The 17,059-nt window shown below is 35.4% G+C and carries 16 protein-coding genes and 1 pseudogene; 14 read left to right on the plus strand and 3 right to left on the minus strand.

The window, feature by feature from the left end; translation table 11 throughout:
* Positions 1-26: 26 nt before the first annotated feature.
* The 4 genes from M0M57_RS07245 to M0M57_RS07260 are packed head-to-tail and all read left to right on the plus strand — an operon-like array spanning position 27 to position 6,361.
* On the plus strand, positions 27-1,136 hold the full coding sequence (locus M0M57_RS07245; protein WP_248436517.1) for an efflux RND transporter periplasmic adaptor subunit: 1,110 nt from the start codon (positions 27-29) through the stop codon (positions 1,134-1,136).
* A gap of 21 nt (positions 1,137-1,157) precedes the next feature.
* The gene (locus tag M0M57_RS07250) at positions 1,158-4,301 is read left to right on the plus strand and encodes an efflux RND transporter permease subunit (protein ID WP_248436518.1); all 3,144 of its coding nucleotides are present in this window, start codon (positions 1,158-1,160) and stop codon (positions 4,299-4,301) included.
* A gap of 11 nt (positions 4,302-4,312) precedes the next feature.
* On the plus strand, positions 4,313-5,707 hold the full coding sequence (locus M0M57_RS07255) for an efflux transporter outer membrane subunit (protein ID WP_248436519.1): 1,395 nt from the start codon (positions 4,313-4,315) through the stop codon (positions 5,705-5,707).
* A gap of 51 nt (positions 5,708-5,758) precedes the next feature.
* Complete coding sequence (locus M0M57_RS07260; RefSeq protein WP_248436520.1) at positions 5,759-6,361, plus strand: TetR/AcrR family transcriptional regulator; 603 nt, start codon at positions 5,759-5,761, stop codon at positions 6,359-6,361.
* 1 nt (position 6,362) lies between these two features.
* On the opposite strand, the gene M0M57_RS07265 is transcribed toward M0M57_RS07260, so the two are convergent.
* From M0M57_RS07265 to M0M57_RS07275, 3 genes are read right to left on the minus strand one after another with little or no spacing between them, the layout of a single operon-like run.
* The gene (locus M0M57_RS07265; RefSeq protein WP_248436521.1) at positions 6,363-6,815 is read right to left on the minus strand and encodes a YciI family protein; all 453 of its coding nucleotides are present in this window, start codon (positions 6,813-6,815) and stop codon (positions 6,363-6,365) included.
* 1 nt (position 6,816) lies between these two features.
* Positions 6,817-7,284, minus strand: a complete 468-nt coding sequence (locus M0M57_RS07270) for a gliding motility lipoprotein GldH (RefSeq protein ID WP_248436522.1) — start codon at positions 7,282-7,284, stop codon at positions 6,817-6,819.
* Entirely contained in the window at positions 7,281-7,754 is a 474-nt protein-coding gene (locus M0M57_RS07275; RefSeq protein WP_248436523.1) for a CYTH domain-containing protein, read from the minus strand. The genes M0M57_RS07270 and M0M57_RS07275 overlap by 4 nt, the downstream gene beginning before the upstream one ends.
* Positions 7,755-7,825: 71 nt before the next feature.
* Between M0M57_RS07275 and M0M57_RS07280 the strand changes: the two genes are divergently transcribed.
* The 10 genes and pseudogenes from M0M57_RS07280 to M0M57_RS07325 all read left to right on the plus strand — a co-directional run bounded on the left by M0M57_RS07280 (position 7,826) and on the right by M0M57_RS07325 (position 17,058).
* On the plus strand, positions 7,826-9,907 hold the full coding sequence (locus M0M57_RS07280) for a site-specific recombinase (RefSeq protein WP_248436524.1): 2,082 nt from the start codon (positions 7,826-7,828) through the stop codon (positions 9,905-9,907).
* Positions 9,870-10,949, plus strand: coding sequence for a DNA polymerase IV (gene dinB / locus M0M57_RS07285; RefSeq protein WP_248436525.1), 1,080 nt, complete (start codon positions 9,870-9,872; stop codon positions 10,947-10,949). Before M0M57_RS07280 ends, dinB begins: the two co-directional genes overlap by 38 nt.
* A 224-nt stretch (positions 10,950-11,173) precedes the next feature.
* A complete protein-coding gene (locus M0M57_RS07290) occupies positions 11,174-11,707 on the plus strand; it encodes a hypothetical protein (protein WP_248436526.1) in 534 nt (177 codons plus the stop codon).
* A 252-nt stretch (positions 11,708-11,959) separates the two neighbouring features.
* Positions 11,960-12,526 (plus strand): REP-associated tyrosine transposase, encoded by a 567-nt coding sequence (locus M0M57_RS07295; protein ID WP_248436527.1) that lies wholly within the window; start codon positions 11,960-11,962, stop codon positions 12,524-12,526.
* Positions 12,527-12,549: 23 nt separating this feature from the next.
* Positions 12,550-13,071, plus strand: a pseudogene (locus M0M57_RS07300) (DinB/UmuC family translesion DNA polymerase); the annotation flags it as partial.
* A 198-nt stretch (positions 13,072-13,269) separates the two neighbouring features.
* Entirely contained in the window at positions 13,270-13,635 is a 366-nt protein-coding gene (locus M0M57_RS07305) for a hypothetical protein (protein ID WP_248436528.1), read from the plus strand.
* Positions 13,636-13,732: 97 nt separating this feature from the next.
* Positions 13,733-14,635: an oxygen-dependent coproporphyrinogen oxidase gene (gene hemF / locus M0M57_RS07310; RefSeq protein ID WP_248436741.1), complete on the plus strand. Its 903-nt coding sequence runs from the start codon at positions 13,733-13,735 to the stop codon at positions 14,633-14,635.
* Positions 14,626-15,567: a DUF4421 family protein gene (locus tag M0M57_RS07315; RefSeq protein ID WP_248436529.1), complete on the plus strand. Its 942-nt coding sequence runs from the start codon at positions 14,626-14,628 to the stop codon at positions 15,565-15,567. Before hemF ends, M0M57_RS07315 begins: the two co-directional genes overlap by 10 nt.
* Before the next feature lie 37 nt (positions 15,568-15,604).
* Positions 15,605-16,594 (plus strand): porphobilinogen synthase, encoded by a 990-nt coding sequence (gene hemB / locus M0M57_RS07320; protein ID WP_248436530.1) that lies wholly within the window; start codon positions 15,605-15,607, stop codon positions 16,592-16,594.
* Between the two features lie 65 nt (positions 16,595-16,659).
* Positions 16,660-17,058 (plus strand): c-type cytochrome, encoded by a 399-nt coding sequence (locus M0M57_RS07325; protein ID WP_248436531.1) that lies wholly within the window; start codon positions 16,660-16,662, stop codon positions 17,056-17,058.
* Position 17,059: the final 1 nt, after the last annotated feature.

A 17,059-nucleotide genomic window follows, 5' to 3' on the forward strand; every position in this document is an offset into this window, starting at 1 on the left:
TCCGAACCTCTTAATCAATTAAATATATGAAAAACAAGTCTATTTTGACCTTAGTCATAACAGCACTCATTATCATTTCCTGCGGGAAAGAAGCACCTCAACCACAAGCCATGGGCCCAATGCCTTTTGCGGTTCAAAAAGTAACGAAAGAAAACACAACCATCTATCAGGAGTTTTCTGCCAATATCGAAGGTCAACAAAATGTTGAAATCCGACCAAAAGTAAACGGATTTATTCAAAAAATTTATGTTGATGAAGGTCAACCGGTCAAAAAAGGTCAGTTATTATTCAAATTAGAAACACAAACCTTAAACCAAGATGCAGCAGCTGCCAAAGCGAGAGTGAAAGCCGCTCAAGTTGAGGTTGATCGAATGATTCCGTTGGTGGAACGCAACATCATCAGCAATGTGCAATTGGAAACGGCTAAAGCAAATTTAGCCCAAGCTCAAAGCAATTACAGTAGTATTGCAGCCAATATCAATTTCGGAACAATTACCAGTCCGGTTGATGGAGTCGTTGGAAATCTTCCTTATAAAGAAGGAAGTTTAGTCAGTTCTACCAACCCTGAACCACTTACAACCATTTCCGATGCCAGAAATGTGCGAGCTTATTTTTCGATGAATGAAAAACAACTGTTACAATTCAATCGTACGTTCAGCGGACAAACGATGGCGGATAAAATCAAGTCATTACCCGAAGTAAATTTAATATTAGCCGATAATTCTCCTTATGAAATTAAAGGAAAAATTGAGACAATCAATGGTTTGGTAAACGGAAGAACCGGAAGTATTCAGTTACGTGCCGAATTCAAAAATCCAAACGGAATTTTACGTAGCGGAAGCAGCGGAACCATTCAATTACCAACTGAACAAAAAGACATAGTCTTAATTCCGCAAATTGCCGTTTCGGAAATGCAAGGAAAGCAATTGGTTTTTGTAGTTGATAAATCGAATAAAGTTTCCACTAAAGTTATCCAAACCAAAGGAACTTCTGAACTCAATTATATTGTTTCCGAAGGTTTAAACGAAGGAGATTTAGTTGTGGTCGAAGGTGTTTCAAAACTACGTGACGGAATGGAAATCATCCCCAACGACGGATCTAAAAAAACAGCTCAAACCGCTACTTCACAAAAATAATAACGCTCAAACTTAATCAATATGTTAAAAGTATTTATTGAAAGACCCGTTCTTTCAACAGTAATCTCTATTCTCATAACTATCCTGGGAATATTGGGTTTGATGTCGTTGCCCATCGAACAATATCCTGAAATTGCTCCGCCAACTGTGCAAGTAAACGCCACTTATACCGGAGCAAATGCAGAAACAGTTTTAAATAGCGTAGTCATTCCGCTCGAAGAAGAAATCAATGGTGTGGAAGGAATGACGTATATCACTTCGTCTGCCAGTAACGATGGTGCTGCCAAAATCAATGTATTTTTTGAATTAGGTGTCGATGCCGATATTGCCGCTGTAAACGTGCAAAACAGAGTAGCGAGAGCAACCAGTAAATTACCTGAAGCTGTTATTCAAACCGGGGTTACAACATTAAAAAGTCAAACGAGTGCCTTGATGTTCCTTTCCATGTTTTCGGATAATCCGGAATATGATGAGGTTTTTGTACAGAATTATGCTAAAATAAATCTAGTTCCAAAATTACAACGTGTAAAAGGAGTTGGACAAGTAAACGTTTTTGGAGCCAAAGATTATTCAATGCGAATTTGGATTGATCCGGCAAAAATGGCGGCTTTCAAAGTCGTTCCGTCTGATATTCAAGCAGCGTTGAGAGAACAAAATCTAGAAGCAGCTCCGGGAAAATTTGGTGAAAATGCTGATGGAGTTTATGAGTATGTCATCAAATACAAAGGTCGTTTAGCCGAAATTTCAGAATATGAAAATATCATTATTAAATCCATCGGAAACGGAAATTTTCTTCGTTTAAAAGATGTTGCATCGATTGAATTAGGCGGATTTAATTACGGAACCAATAATATGGGAATGGGAAAACCGGGTGTTGCTGTTGGTATTTTCCAAACATCAGGTTCCAATGCTCAAGAAATTATTGAAGAAGTAATGACCATTTTGGAAGATGCTAAAGCCGATTTTCCAAAAGGTGTAGATTATGTTGTGCCTTACAACACTAAAAAATTCCTTGATGCCTCTATTTCAAAGGTAATTACAACGTTAATCGAAGCTTTTATCTTAGTATTTATTGTGGTATTCTTATTTTTACAAGATTTCCGTTCCACGTTAATTCCGGCTATTGCAGTTCCGGTTGCGATTGTAGGAACCTTTTTCTTCCTTCAATTGTTTGGTTATTCCATTAATATGTTGACGCTTTTTGCGATGATTCTCGCCATCGGAATTGTCGTCGATGATGCCATTGTCGTCGTCGAGGCTGTTCACGCTAAGTTGGATGAAGGAGTCAAATCTGCTAAAGAAGCCACGGTTTCTGCGATGAGCGAAATTACAGGAGCGATTATTTCCATCACGTTAGTAATGTCGGCTGTATTCGTGCCGGTGTCTTTTATCAAAGGATCTTCGGGCGTTTTCTATCAACAATTTGCGATTACGTTAGCGATTGCGATTTTAATTTCTGCTGTAAATGCATTGACTTTAAGTCCTGCTCTTTGTGCTTTATTATTAAAACCGCACGAAGGTTCAGAACATCATAAAAAAGGATTTAAAGATCGATTTTTTACTGCTTTCAACACCGGTTTTGATTCGATGACAAACAAATATGTCAACTCAATTGGCTTTTTATTAAAAAGAAAGTGGATTGCTGTTTTAGGATTAATTGTGGTTTCCGGAATTGCCTTGTTACTTTTCAAATCTACGCCTTCCGGATTTATTCCAACCGAAGACCGTGGTTTAATTATGGCAGACATCACTTTACCACCCGGAGCAACGTTGGAACAAACACAAAAAATTGTCAATGAATACGATTCAATCATTGCGTCAATGAATATTGTTGAAGCCAGAATGAATGTGGTTGGATTTAGTTTATTGAATAATGTTAACGGAGGTTCGTATGCGTTCTCGGTTATTCAATTAAAAGATTGGAGTGAGCGAAAAGAAGACAATCAATCGGTAGATGCTGTTGTGGGCGAACTTTTCGGAAGAACAGCCGGAATCAAAGATGCCAGATTATTATTCTTCACGCCACCGAGTGTGCAAGGTTTTGGAATGGCCGATGGTTTTGAGTTAAAACTACAAGACAAAGGCGATGATGATTGGTTAAAAGTGAGTCAAGTTTCAGGCGAATTTTTACAAGCGTTGAATGCTCGTCCGGAAATTCAATACGCGATGACGAGTTTCAATCCCTCTTTCCCACAATATCAAATGGATGTGAATGTTGAAAAAACAAAAGAAGCCGGAATATCAATCAACCAAATATTTAACACCTTACAAGGTTATTATGGTGGATTATATACAACCGATTTTAATCGTTTTGGAAAACAATACCGTGTGATGATTCAAGCAAAACCGGAAGACCGAGCAACTCCTGAATCACTGGATAATATTTTCATCCGAAATGCTCAAGACGAAACGGTTTCCATTAGCGAATTTGTGAATTTAAAACGTGTGTACGGACCAGAATCGGTTGCTAGATATAATTTATTAAAATCCATCAGCGTAACCGGAAAAGCAAATCCGGGATATAGTTCAGGTGATGCCATTAAAGCAGTGGAAGAAGTTGCCGCTCAACATTTACCGAAAACCTACGAATATGAATTTTCAGGGATGACACGTGAAGAAATCATCGCTGGCGGACAAGCAGCTGGCGTATTTTTATTGAGTTTGATATTCGTCTATTTCCTTTTGGCAGGTCAATACGAAAGTTATGTGTTACCACTATCCGTAATTTTATCATTGCCTGTCGGAATTGCCGGAGCGATTGGTTTTGTCAATTTATTTGGATTAGAAAATAACATTTATTTCCAAGTAGCTTTAATTATGTTGATTGGATTATTAGCCAAAAATGCCATTCTGATTGTCGAATTTGCCATCCAGCGACGTCGACACGGTATGGGCTTATTTGAATCGGCGATTGATGGTGCAAAAGCTCGTTTACGTCCAATTTTGATGACTTCGTTCGCGTTTATTCTCGGCTTACTTCCGTTGGCATTTGCTTCGGGTGTTGGTGCTGTTGGAAACCGTTCGATTGGAATGGGAGCCGTTGGCGGAATGTTAGTGGGAACACTTTTAGGGGTATTTGTAATTCCCGTATTGTTCGTTATTTTCCAAGGTTTACAAGAACGTATTAGCGGAAAGGCAAAAGAAACTGATCCAGAAATTTTATAATAAAAAGTAAGATGAACTATCTAAAAATATCAAAAATAACGGTTGTCATTGCAGGAAGTTTAGTGATGCAATCTTGTTTTGTGGCTAAGGATTACCAAAGTCCGAACATAGAAACCGAAAAACTATTCCGAACTGAACAAGTCAAAGACAGCGTTTCATTGGCAACCGTTTCGTGGGAACAATTGTTTACCGATCCTATTTTACAAAAACACATCAGAACCGGATTGCAAAACAATTATAATTTGAAAATCGGATTGCAAAATTTAGCCGCCGCAGAAGCCAATATGAAACAAGGAAAAGCCGGTTATTTACCCACTTTTTCTGCCAATGCAAGTTGGACACACCAAGAATTAGCCAAAAACAGTCAGTTTGGAAGTTTTTTCAACGGAGCTTTAGATCAATATGAATTGGCAGGAAGACTTTCTTGGGAAGCAGATATTTGGGGAAAAATCAGAAGTAACAAAAGAGCTTTTGCCGCCAGTTATTTGCAAACGGTTGCAGCTCAACAAGCCATTCAAACGCAATTGATTTCCAGTATTTCTGCCACTTATTTTCAATTATTGGCGTTGGATGCTCAAATAAAAGTGGCCGAAAAAACATTGGAAAACAGAAACCAAAGTGTTGAAACTATTCAAGCATTAAAAGATGCCGGAAGCGTAAATGCCGTTGCCGTAAAACAAACGGAAGCTCAATTATACGGAACTCAAGTTATTTTGGAAGATTTAAAATACAACGTAAAAGTGTTAGAAAACACGTTAAGTATTTTACTCGGTCAAGCTCCCGGAACCATCGAAAGAGGTTTATTTGAAAACCAAACGATGACCACTGATGTTAAAGTTGGAATTCCTGCTTTGTTGTTAAGCAAAAGACCCGATGTAATTTCGGCTGAAATGAATTTCAGAAATGCTTTTGAAATGACCAATGTAGCCCGAAGCAATTTCTATCCATCCTTAACCGTAACCGCCAGCGGAGGTTTTCAGAGTTTAGAATTGAAAGATTGGTTTAGTGCCAACTCGCTTTTTGCTTCGGTTGTTACCGGATTAGCACAGCCGATTTTTAATCAGCGACAAATAAAAACCCGTCACGAAGTAGCCAAAGCCAATCAGGAAAAAGCCTATCTTCAATTTGAGCAAACGCTTTTAACTGCCGGAAAAGAAGTTTCAGATGCGTTGGCTTCCTATGAAAATGAAACCGAAAAATTAGCCATCCGAACCAAACAATTGGAATCGCTTCAAAATGCGGCGGATTATTCGGATGAATTATTACGTTACGGAATGGTCAATTATTTGGAAGTTTTAACTGCCAAAGACAACGCCTTGAACACAGAATTAAGCACAATTGACAATCGTTTTCAACAGCTGAATGCCGTAATTTCATTGTATCGTGCATTAGGCGGAGGTTATTAATTCACATCAACTGCCTTGATGAATTTCAAGGCAGTTTTTAATTTAATTAGTATGGAATTGAAATCAGAAACCAAAGAAGATTTATTGCTTCAAAGTTTAACGTACTTTAAAAAATACGGCAGTAAAAATGTGACGATGGATGATTTAGCGTCAGAATTAGCTATTTCAAAAAAAACGATTTACAAATATTTTAGCAGTAAAGAAGAATTAATCAGTGAATGTGTTGATTATTTGTGGATTCATTTTGAACAACAAACCGAAGAAATAAGCAAGTTAAAAATCGACTCATTAGCCAAAGTAATTTTGTTGTATGAACTTGGTTTGCAAGAATTAAGAAAAACGGATTCACAATTTTTATATAGTTTGAAACGCTATTATCATCAATCGATGGAAAAGTATAATTGTTTCAGAACTAAACTGATTTTTGAAACGCTTTTAGGTTTTTTAACCGAAGCTAAGACAAAAGGATTCATTCGTTCAGAAGTAAATTTGAACTTATTTTGCGAATTAAATTTGCTTGATTTCGACGAAAAATTATATCAATTTAAACTTTTTGAACGATTTGAAAATGATGAAATTTTAGATCAATTAATCAAAAATCGCCTTCGCGGAATTGTGAAAGCGGAACATCAACATTTGATTGATGAAATTTAAACTACTTTAACTTACTGCCTTTTGCCGCCCACCACGGAAGCGTTTCAACCTCTAAACGACCCGCTTTTACAGCTGGATCTAAATTGGCTAAACTATCGGCTTCTTTCATCGTTTCGGTGTGAAAAAGTAAAAAACCGGCAACTGTTTCATGGTTATCCGAAGGACCGGCTATGCTGATTTTTCCGGTTTTATCTAACCATCCAATATGAGCCATATGTTGCTTTTGAAGTTCGGCAGCTTCTTCTTTGGAATGATTTCTGTTCTTTCTTTTTTTCAACAAAACCAAAAAATATTTCTGCATAACATAAGTCGTATCGCCTGATTGATAGGAAAACGTTTCGTGATTTGTTTTTACAATTTCTTTTTGAGACGTAACCACTTTTGCAGTATCCGTTTTAGTACTGTTGCACGCAAAAATTGTCCCTAAGAGCAGAACTAAACTACTTTTTTTCATCTTATTGTTTTTCAATTTCCTCTAATCGCAATCCAATTCCAATTACATTCGGAAGATATTCTCCATCAAATTGATTCGAAATACTAATGCTGTGTTTTCCTTTGGTTAACATTTTGTCACTAAAAACAACTTGTCTTAAATCACAAACATCCCCCATGCATTCACCTCTGTCTTTGCCATTTTCATCTTTTATAGATAAATTAATTTTTTCGACACTTACGGTTCCATCCGGATTTTCAATTCTAAATTGTATCGGAATTTCAGGAAATTGAAAATCATGCACATGTCTAAAATCAAAAAATAAAGTATAGGTTGATTCTTTTTGAATGTCGATCGTATGTGTTTTTATTGTTGTTTTAAACCAACGATTATCTTTAAAATCGTTATCAATTTTTTGATAAACGGATGATTTATCGCAAGAAAGCAATAGAAAAAAAGCAATAAAAAATAAAGGTTTTACTAATTTCATTTTGTCCAGTTTTTATAAGGGTTTTTGCTTAAACAAGCATTATAATATTTTTCATCATTAGTTACTTCTTCTCCCAACCAATCGGGTTTTTCAAACGATTCTGATTCTGAATTTAATTCAATTTCGGCAATAATTAATCCGTCGTTTTCGCCTGAAAAAACATCAATTTCAAACACGTGATTGCCTTTTTTTACTTCGTAACGAATTTTATCAATCACACCTTTTTCACAAATTGACAAAAGTTGTTCAGCTTCATTGAGTGGAATTTCTTTTTCCCATTCCAAACGACTCATTCCGGACTCATTTCCTTTACCTTTAACGGTTAAAAAACCTTTTTCGCCTTTAATCCGAACACGAACCGTTCGTTCCGGAACCGAACTTAAATAACCTTGCACAATTCTGTTTTGACGAAAAGATTCTTCAACAAAAGCATCAGAAATCACTAAAAATTTTCGTTCGATTTCAATCATATAATAATTTTTCACTACATTGTAAGGTAAAGATAATTCAATACATTCGTATAATAAAAAAAAAATACTATATGCCAAAGTGGTTTGCTAAAAAGAAAAAGAAAACGTCGGTTGAAATCCTCAAATTTTACTTTGATGAAAATCGGCGTTGGACAGAAACCGAAGACAATTATGATGTGTTGGTCGAAATTGTTTCATCCATTCGACCTAAAAAACCTAAAGCGGTTGTTGAAGTTGATTTGTTCGATTTGATAACTTTTTTAACTGAAAATGAATCGATTGCAAATGAACTTTCAACGTATCTAACTGAGTTGTTTTCTGAAAAGAAAATCAGTAAAATATTAACCGATGCTGCCATTTTGCAAGACGCTGCCTTTTTTCATGAAGTTAAAAAAAGAGCTTTTGCTAAAATTTTGCCGTTTCAACATCCAATTGATTCATTAGAATATGTTTTAAGTCAGGTTTTTTACAGCGATACTGATCCGATTTGGATTAACAAAATTCCGCAAGTACAAATTGAAGAATTGTATGATTTGTTGGGATTTACATCGATTTATGAAACAATAGAACAGAATTCTGTTTTATCAGAAATAATGATGTCGATGTCCTTAATTTCTCAACGGATGAGCGGCCGTGCGTTAGAATCGGATGTGTTGAAAATGGTGCCGGAATATTTTCACTATGAAAGTCCGTTTGCCGCTTTTGAAAAGGAATTACATCTCATTAAAGACGGTTTGCACGAGGAAGAAAGCATCCATAGCATTACTTCCGATAGTTTGTCGTATAAACAATTATTGGTTTTGCATAAACAATGCGAAGAATATGTAGAAAAAGCCTTTGCCAATTCATCAAAATACGGAATTACGATTCATGTAAACCAGAGTTTGCTGCGAATTCGTCAACAACTATATCGTTTAAAAATTCTACTTCCATTACTTACAGTTGACAAAAAAATTGATAAAAAAAGGAATAGCATTCGACTCGCCTACAAACTCATCAAATACAATTGTACCCGAAATAATCTTCGTACTTTCATCAAAGAAAGTACACAATTATTGTCGTATGAAGTCACGCAACATACTGCAAAAACAGGTGAAAAATACATCACGCAGTCTAAAATGGAATATTTTAAAATGTTCAATACGGCGTTGGGTGGTGGATTTATTGTTGGGATTTTATGCATCATCAAAGTGTTGCTTTCGAAACTTCACGCAAGCGATTTTGGTTATGCTTTTTTGTATAGTATGAATTATTCGATTGGTTTTATTGCGATATACCTTTTAGGATTTACGCTAGCCACCAAACAGCCCGCAATGACTGCCGCTGCTTTGATTAGAGCTTTACAAGAAGGAATGAAAAAGGAAGATTCTGAAGAAAAACACCAAGTATTTGCCGTATTTTTCGCCCGTGTATTTCGTTCGCAGTTTATTGCTTTTGTTGGGAATGTAATCATGGCTTTTCCGATTTCGTTGTTGGGAATTTGGTTGATTGATTTGGCTTTTGATTATAATATTGCCGGAACCAAATGGAAAACATTGGTGACCGATTTAAGTCCAATTCATTCTATGGCGATATTTCACGCTGCCATTGCTGGATGTTTCTTGTTTTTGTCGGGAATTATTTCAGGAAGTGTGGCGAACCGTGATAAACATTACGAAATTTATCAACGCATTAAAGAACATCCATTTTTAAAACGAACTTTCGGAAAAGTGAAAGCCGAAAAGTTTGCGAAAATTTATGAAATGAAATGGGCCGGATTTATTTCCAATTTCTGGTTTGGAATTTTTATGGGAACAACCGCTTCGGTGGGTGTTTTTTTCGGATTAAACTTAGATATTCGACACATTACTTTTGCCAGCGGAAATCTTGCTTTAGGACTTTATGGCTCCAATTATACGGTAGATACATGGATGATTTTTTGGGGTGTTTTTGGTATTGGTGTCATCGGATTGGTTAACTTTATTGTCAGTTTCAGTTTGTCGTTGGGATTGGCTTTTCGATCCAGAGATATTCCATTTACCGAGTTGCGAAGCATTACTGTTTCAATATGGCAACATTTTAAACGCAGACCATTTTCTTTCTTTTTTCCAACAGGAACCAATGCTTTAACCCAAGATGGAGGAGATAAAACTTCGCAAAATAATTCACATTGACATGGATGCTTTTTATGCTTCTGTGGAGCAAAAAGATTTTCCTGAATTAATAGGAAAGCCATTAGCCGTGGGCGGAAGCGAAATTCGAGGTGTAATTTCTGCCGCCAGTTATGAAGCCCGAAAATTCGGTGTTCGCAGTGCGATGAGTGGCGTGCAAGCCAAAAAATTGTGTCCCGATTTGGTTTTTGTGCGACCTCGATTTGAACGATACAGCGAAATTTCAAAAATAATCCGAAAAATTTTTTATGAATATACGGATTTGGTTGAACCGCTTTCGTTGGACGAAGCCTATTTGGATGTAACCCAAAACAAAAAAGGAAATCCGAGTGCTTCCTTACTCGCACAAGAAATAAGAAAACGCATTTTTGAGGAAACCGGTCTCACGGCTTCGGCTGGAATTTCCATTAATAAATTTGTGGCAAAAGTAGCTTCGGATTACAACAAACCGAATGGTCAAAAAACGGTCAATCCCGATGAAGTTGAACCTTTTTTGGAAGCATTGGACATCCGGAAATTTTATGGTATTGGAAAAGTCACCGCCGAACGCATGTATCAATTTGGCATTTACACCGGAAAAGATTTAAAAAACCGAAGTTTAGAATTTTTAGAACAACATTTCGGCAAAAGCGGAACGCATTATTATTACATTGTTCGAGGCATTCACAACAGTCCGGTTAAACCCAATCGCATTTCAAAATCGGTGGGAGCCGAGCGAACATTTAATGAAAATTTGTCCTCCGAAGTCTTTATGGAAGAACGTTTGGAAAGCATCGCCAAAGAACTCGAAAAACGATTACAAAAACACAAAATCGCCGGAAAAACAATAACTTTAAAAATAAAATATTCCGATTTTTCACAACAAACCCGGAGCAAAACATTGCCTTATTTTATTTCAGATAAAGCATTATTATTAGAAACCGCCAAAGAATTATTATACCAAGAAAAACTAAAAGAATCCGTTCGTTTGTTGGGAATTTCTTTAAATAATTTGAATACGGAGGTGAAGAAAACGGTAGTGGTGCAGTTGAGGTTTGAGTTTTAAATGTTTTATATCTTTGGTTGATGAGTAAGAAGAAGGTTGACTAATTGAAATTCGTTCACGCCACACGAAGGGATTCGTGCGGTAGCGGTGGGGAGCGGAGCGGAGTAAAGAAAACAGTTGCGGTTTGAGTTTTAGGGTTGACTTATTAATACTACTTTTATACAATACAAGTAACCTGATTTTTAGTATATTTACGTACTGCGAGGTCCAATAAATTTTAGATTATGAAAAAATCATTTTTTTTATTATTCTTTTTTATCTTTTATTTAAACACTTACTCTCAAAACTTGAAGAATGAAACATTTAATATCATTCAAAAGAATTTAAATTATATAATCCAAAATAGGGAGTATGTAGTGTATGAATGGAGTGAAAGAATATATATTGTAATAGTGAAGATAAATTCAAATAAGTTTATTGAATTTAAGTTTGAAAAAGATAATAATGAAGTATTATTTCTGAAGGATGTAACCACATTGTCAAATAACACTTGTTTGGATAAAGTTTTTGACTATAAAAATTTATCCAAAGATTACATTGATTATCAATCTGAATTTTACAAAAATAAAGAAGTTGATTATAATGGTATGACTATTTATTTTGCAATGATAACATCTGACGGAAGTGTTTATGGCGAATGTAGAATAACAACTATTGCGAATATTTTACCTTACGATAGAGACATACACTTATTTTTACTCAATAGGGTTATTAATGATCCTAAAATCCTAAAAAGAAAATGTGGTAATGTTCCGTAATTAGTGATGAATCAAAATTCACAATTTAACCCGCTCAGCAAAGAGTTCCTAAGAAAATCCCCACTCCCGCACGAATCCCTTCGTGTGGCTTTTCAATAATTTTGTAGCCTTGTTATTAGTTTAAAATCTATGAGCTGTAATTACAACCTTCATAAGATATTTGATATTTGAACCCCCCGCTGCCGCACGAATCCCTTCGTGTGGCATTAAAATATATTTAATAAATTTGTTTTTGTATTAATTATATAAGCCATGAGTCGTAATTACAAATTTCATAATCCCGAAGGTCTATATTTTATAAGTTTTGCTGTAGTAGGATGGTTAGATGTTTTTACCAGAAATGAATATAAAGATTTATTTATAGAAAGTCTTGCGTTTTGTCAAAAGAATAAAGGTTTGAAAATCCATGCTTGGTGCATTATGACCAATCACGTGCATTTAGTTTTTAGAAGTTCTCTTGGGCAAAAACCTGAATTATTGATAGGAGATTTGAAACGATTTACAAGCAAATCAATTGTTAAAGCACTACAGGAAAATCCGAGAGAAAGTAGAAAAGAATTTTTATTAGATTATTTTAAAAATGAAGCAATAAAAAGTTCAAATGTAAGTAATTACCAATTTTGGCAACATGATAATAAGCCGATTGAACTTTGGAGTAATAAAGTAATCAAACAAAAGATTGACTATATTCACAATAATCCTGTAAAAGCTGGCTTGGTATATCAACCGGAAGATTATGTTTACAGTAGTGCTGTAGATTATGCCGGCGGTAAAGGATTAATTGATAATGTAGTGGTTTTTCAGATATTTGATTTTTAAATCCACACGAAGGGATTCGTGCGGGAGCGGTGAAAGTCACCGCCGAACGTATGTATCAATTTGGCATTTACACCGGAAAAGATTTAAAAAACCGCAGTTTGGAATTCTTAGAACAACATTTCGGCAAAAGCGGAATACATTATTATTACATCGTTCGTGGCATTCACAACAGTCCGGTTAAACCCAATCGGATTTCCAAATCGGTGGGAGCCGAACGAACATTTAATGAAAATTTATCCTCCGAAGTATTTATGGAAGAACGTTTGGAAAGCATCGCCAAAGAACTCGAAAAGCGTTTGCAAAAACACAAAATTGCTGGAAAAACAGTAACTTTAAAAATAAAATATTCTGACTTCTCACAACAAACCCGAAGTAAAACATTGCCTTATTTTATTTCGGATAAAGCATTGTTATTAGAAACAGCAAAAGAATTATTATACCAAGAAAAATTAAAAGAATCTGTTCGTTTGTTGGGAATTTCTTTAAATAATTTGAATACGGAAGTGAAGAAAACGGTTGTGGTGCAGTTGAGGTTTGAGTTTTAGGGTTTAAGTATCCTTATTCAAAGCAAAATGTGTAATTTGATTTAGTATATTTACGTACTGCGAGGTCGGTAGGCCATCGCAGAGCTCAGTTTTCAATTTTATATCTTTGATTTGTCAAAAATGAATTTTCAGTAGCTAGATGCTTTAATTTAATAGGAAGAAATTTGTGAAGCAATTGATGTAAATAAAACTATAATTATGAAAAAAATATTCATTCTCATTATTCCGATTTTAATTTCATGTAAAGCTTTTGAAGTAAATAATAGTGCTTGTAATGAAAACGAAAAATTCAAAGAAAAGTTTTTTTATCATTTTAAAAATATTGAAAACAATATTGCAATTTCACAAGATTCCACATTCATCAAATCAGTTATTTTTATTTCAAATTATGCACCAATTTCAATCAACCATATTATGAATTATTCCAGAACTTATCCAATAGGTATATTCGAAAAAGATCGTATAAAGATTTTAGAGTGGTACGAAGAAAATAAATGTCAAAATCTTCAATTTAAAAATTCATACATTATTCCAGAAGTTTATCAAGATGGTAGCACTCCATAAGTATGACAGAATTAAAAAAATTAACCATCACACAAACCAAAATTCCCCTATTTTTGCAACACAAAGGCATTTTGCTTTAGTAAGTTTAGACATTACAATGAAAGATAAATTTTATCAATACATTCAAAATCTTCAAAATCAAATTACTTCAAAATTAGAAGAAGTAGATGGAGAAGCCAAATTTAGAGAAGACATTTGGGAACGTCCGGAAGGTGGCGGCGGCCGAACCCGCGTAATTGAAAACGGGAAAGTTTTTGAAAAAGGCGGTGTAAACATATCAGCCGTTCACGGAAAGTTACCCGATTCAATGCAACAATTATTCAATGTTGGCGAAGCCGATTTTTTTGCCTGCGGATTGAGTTTAGTACTTCATCCGAAAAATCCAATGGTGCCAACCGTTCATGCCAACTGGCGGTATTTTGAAATGTATGATGAACAAGGATTTGTTATTAAAAGTTGGTTTGGAGGCGGACAAGATTTAACGCCTTATTATCTTTTTGAAGAAGATGCTATTCATTTTCATCAAACCTGCAAAGCCGCTTGTGACAAACATAATCCGGATTTTTATCAGAAATATAAAAAGCAATGCGACACTTATTTTTGGAATGCTCACAGAAACGAAGCCAGAGGAATTGGCGGATTATTCTTTGATTATTGCAGAGAATCTCTTGAATTTTCAATGGAACAATGGTATAATTTTGTGACCGAAGTTGGCAATAGTTTTCTTGAATCATACGTTCCAATTGTTCAAAAAAGAGTAAATTTACCTTATTCAGACGAACAACGAAAATGGCAGGAAATTCGTCGTGGTCGTTATGTTGAATTTAATTTGGTTCACGATAAAGGAACGCTTTTCGGACTAAAAACCAACGGCAGAATCGAAAGCATTTTGATGAGTTTGCCTCCGCATGTGCAATGGGTGTATGATCATCATCCGGAAGAAGGAAGTGAAGAAGAAAAATTAATTTTGGTGCTGCAAAAGCCAAAAGAATGGGTGTAAAAATTGTAATAGGACTTTTTTTGGGAGGAATCGGCAGCGTGTTTGCCCAGCAAGATTCTGAAGAAAACAGTCATTTTACAAATTATGATGATAAAGTAATAACCAGTTTATACTATTTTGACACATCCAACAATTTTTTATTCAATTACAATTTAGACGGAACAGATAATTATTTAGAATTTCAACCCAACCGTCGAGAACAAATTGGGGTGAATTTGAGTTATAAATTTATCGATGTTTCCTACGGATTTTCTCCTTCTTTTTTTGCGAAGAATAAAGACAATAGTGATTCAAAATTATTCACATTAAGCACACGATTGTATCATAAAAAATGGATGCAGTCGCTCACTTTTATCAATCAAAAAGGATTTTATGTTAGCAATGGCGAAGTGCAAGCTCCGTTTCCGCGAATGCGAACCACAAAAATTGGCGGAACCACTTCGTATATTTTTAATGACAAATTTTCATTCAAAACCATCGCCAATCAAAAAGAATGGCAATCAAAAAGTGCCGGAAGTTTTATTCCAAATCTTTCAATGTATTATACCAATTTCGATTTGAATGATGGTGGCGAAGACACCAAAAGCAATATTTTTCTGACTTCATTGGCTCCGTCGTATTTTTATAACTTTGTTATTAATAATCATTTCTTGCTTTCAGGTGGAATGTCAACCGGGGCAGGGCTTACGAGTGTGGATGGAGATGTATCGACTATTTATGAATGGAGTGCGAGCTTAAAAATTGGCTATAATTCCGATTCGTTTTTTACCTTTGTAAACCTGAATTATATTGATTTTATTCAGGACACAACCGCTCAAATTCGATTGAACGACGAAATGTCAACTGTAAAAACAACAGTAGGCTATCGTTTTGATCCGCCCAAAAAAGTAAAAGAATTTTACGATAAAACAACAGAAAAAATCGGATTGTAAATTAATCAACAATCTATAATCAAAAATACACCACATTATGTTTCCATTAAGAAGAAACCGAAGACTCAGAACCAACGAAACCATTCGCTCTTTAGTCCGCGAAACTATACTTTCTCCCTGTGATTTTATTGTTCCGCTTTTTGTTGTGGAAGGTAAAAATGTGAAAGAAGAAATTCCCTCTATGCCCAATTATTTTCGATTGAGTCTCGATTTATTGGAAAAAGAAGTGAAAGAATTAGCCAAATTGAACTTGAAAACGGTTTTAGTTTTTGTAAAAGTTCCGGACAACTTAAAAGATAACAAAGGCACCGAAGCGTTAAACCCAAATGGATTAATGCAACGAGCTGTGAAAGTGATTAAAAATGCGGTGTCGGATATGATTGTGATGACCGATGTAGCATTAGATCCGTATTCTTCTTTTGGCCACGATGGTGTAATTGAAAACGGAATAATTGCCAACGATGTAACTTCTGCCATTTTAGCCGAAATGAGTTGTTCGCATGCCGAAGCCGGTGCCGATTTTGTAGCTCCAAGTGACATGATGGATGGCAGAATTCTTGAAATTCGTGAAGCACTGGAAGACGAAGGATACGTTAACACAGGGATTATGGCATACAGTGCAAAATATGCCTCTGCTCATTACGGCCCTTTTAGAGATGCGTTGGATAGTGCTCCTGTGGATGCTCAAGACATTCCGAAAGACAAAAAAACCTATCAAATGGATTACCACAATCGTATTGAAGCCATTCGTGAAACGAGAATGGATATTGATGAAGGAGCAGATATTGTCATGGTAAAACCGGGAATCGCTTATTTAGATATTGTTCGCGAAATTAAAAATGCGTTTGATGTTCCGGTGGCGGTTTATCAAGTTTCGGGCGAATATGCGATGATTAAAGCGGCCTCGGAAAAAGGTTGGTTAGACCACGATGCTGTGATGATGGAACAAGTAACTGCCATTAAAAGAGCCGGTGCCGATATGATGGCAAGTTATTTTGCGAAAGATGTGGTAAAAATTATTTCATAACTGATAAATATCAGATTTATGCACAGATTATCGATGTAAATTTGTGTAAATCAAATCCCTAACACATGGAAAAAATAGTTGTAGTAGTTGTTTTTATGGTGTTACTCTCATGCCAGAATAAGAAACAAGAATCTTTCGGAGTAGAAAAAACAGCTGTTCCCGAAGTAGCTGAAAATTCAGTAGAAGCAAAAATTAAACTTGGCGAAAGTATTTTTAATGGCGTTGGTTTATGTCATACGTGTCACAAACCGGATCAGAAAGTAATTGGACCGAGTATCAAAGAAATTGCTACTATTTATAAAGAACAAAATGCCGATATGGTCGATTTTCTTCGTGAAAACGCAAAACCAATTGTAGATCCAACTCAATATGAAGTGATGAAAACTAATTTTGCGGTTACTAAAAGCATGTCTGATGAAGAATTACAAGCAATTGAACTTTATATGCATAGTTTAATTAAATAAA

This window comes from Flavobacterium azooxidireducens, from assembly GCF_023195775.1.
GTDB lineage: Bacteria > Bacteroidota > Bacteroidia > Flavobacteriales > Flavobacteriaceae > Flavobacterium > Flavobacterium azooxidireducens.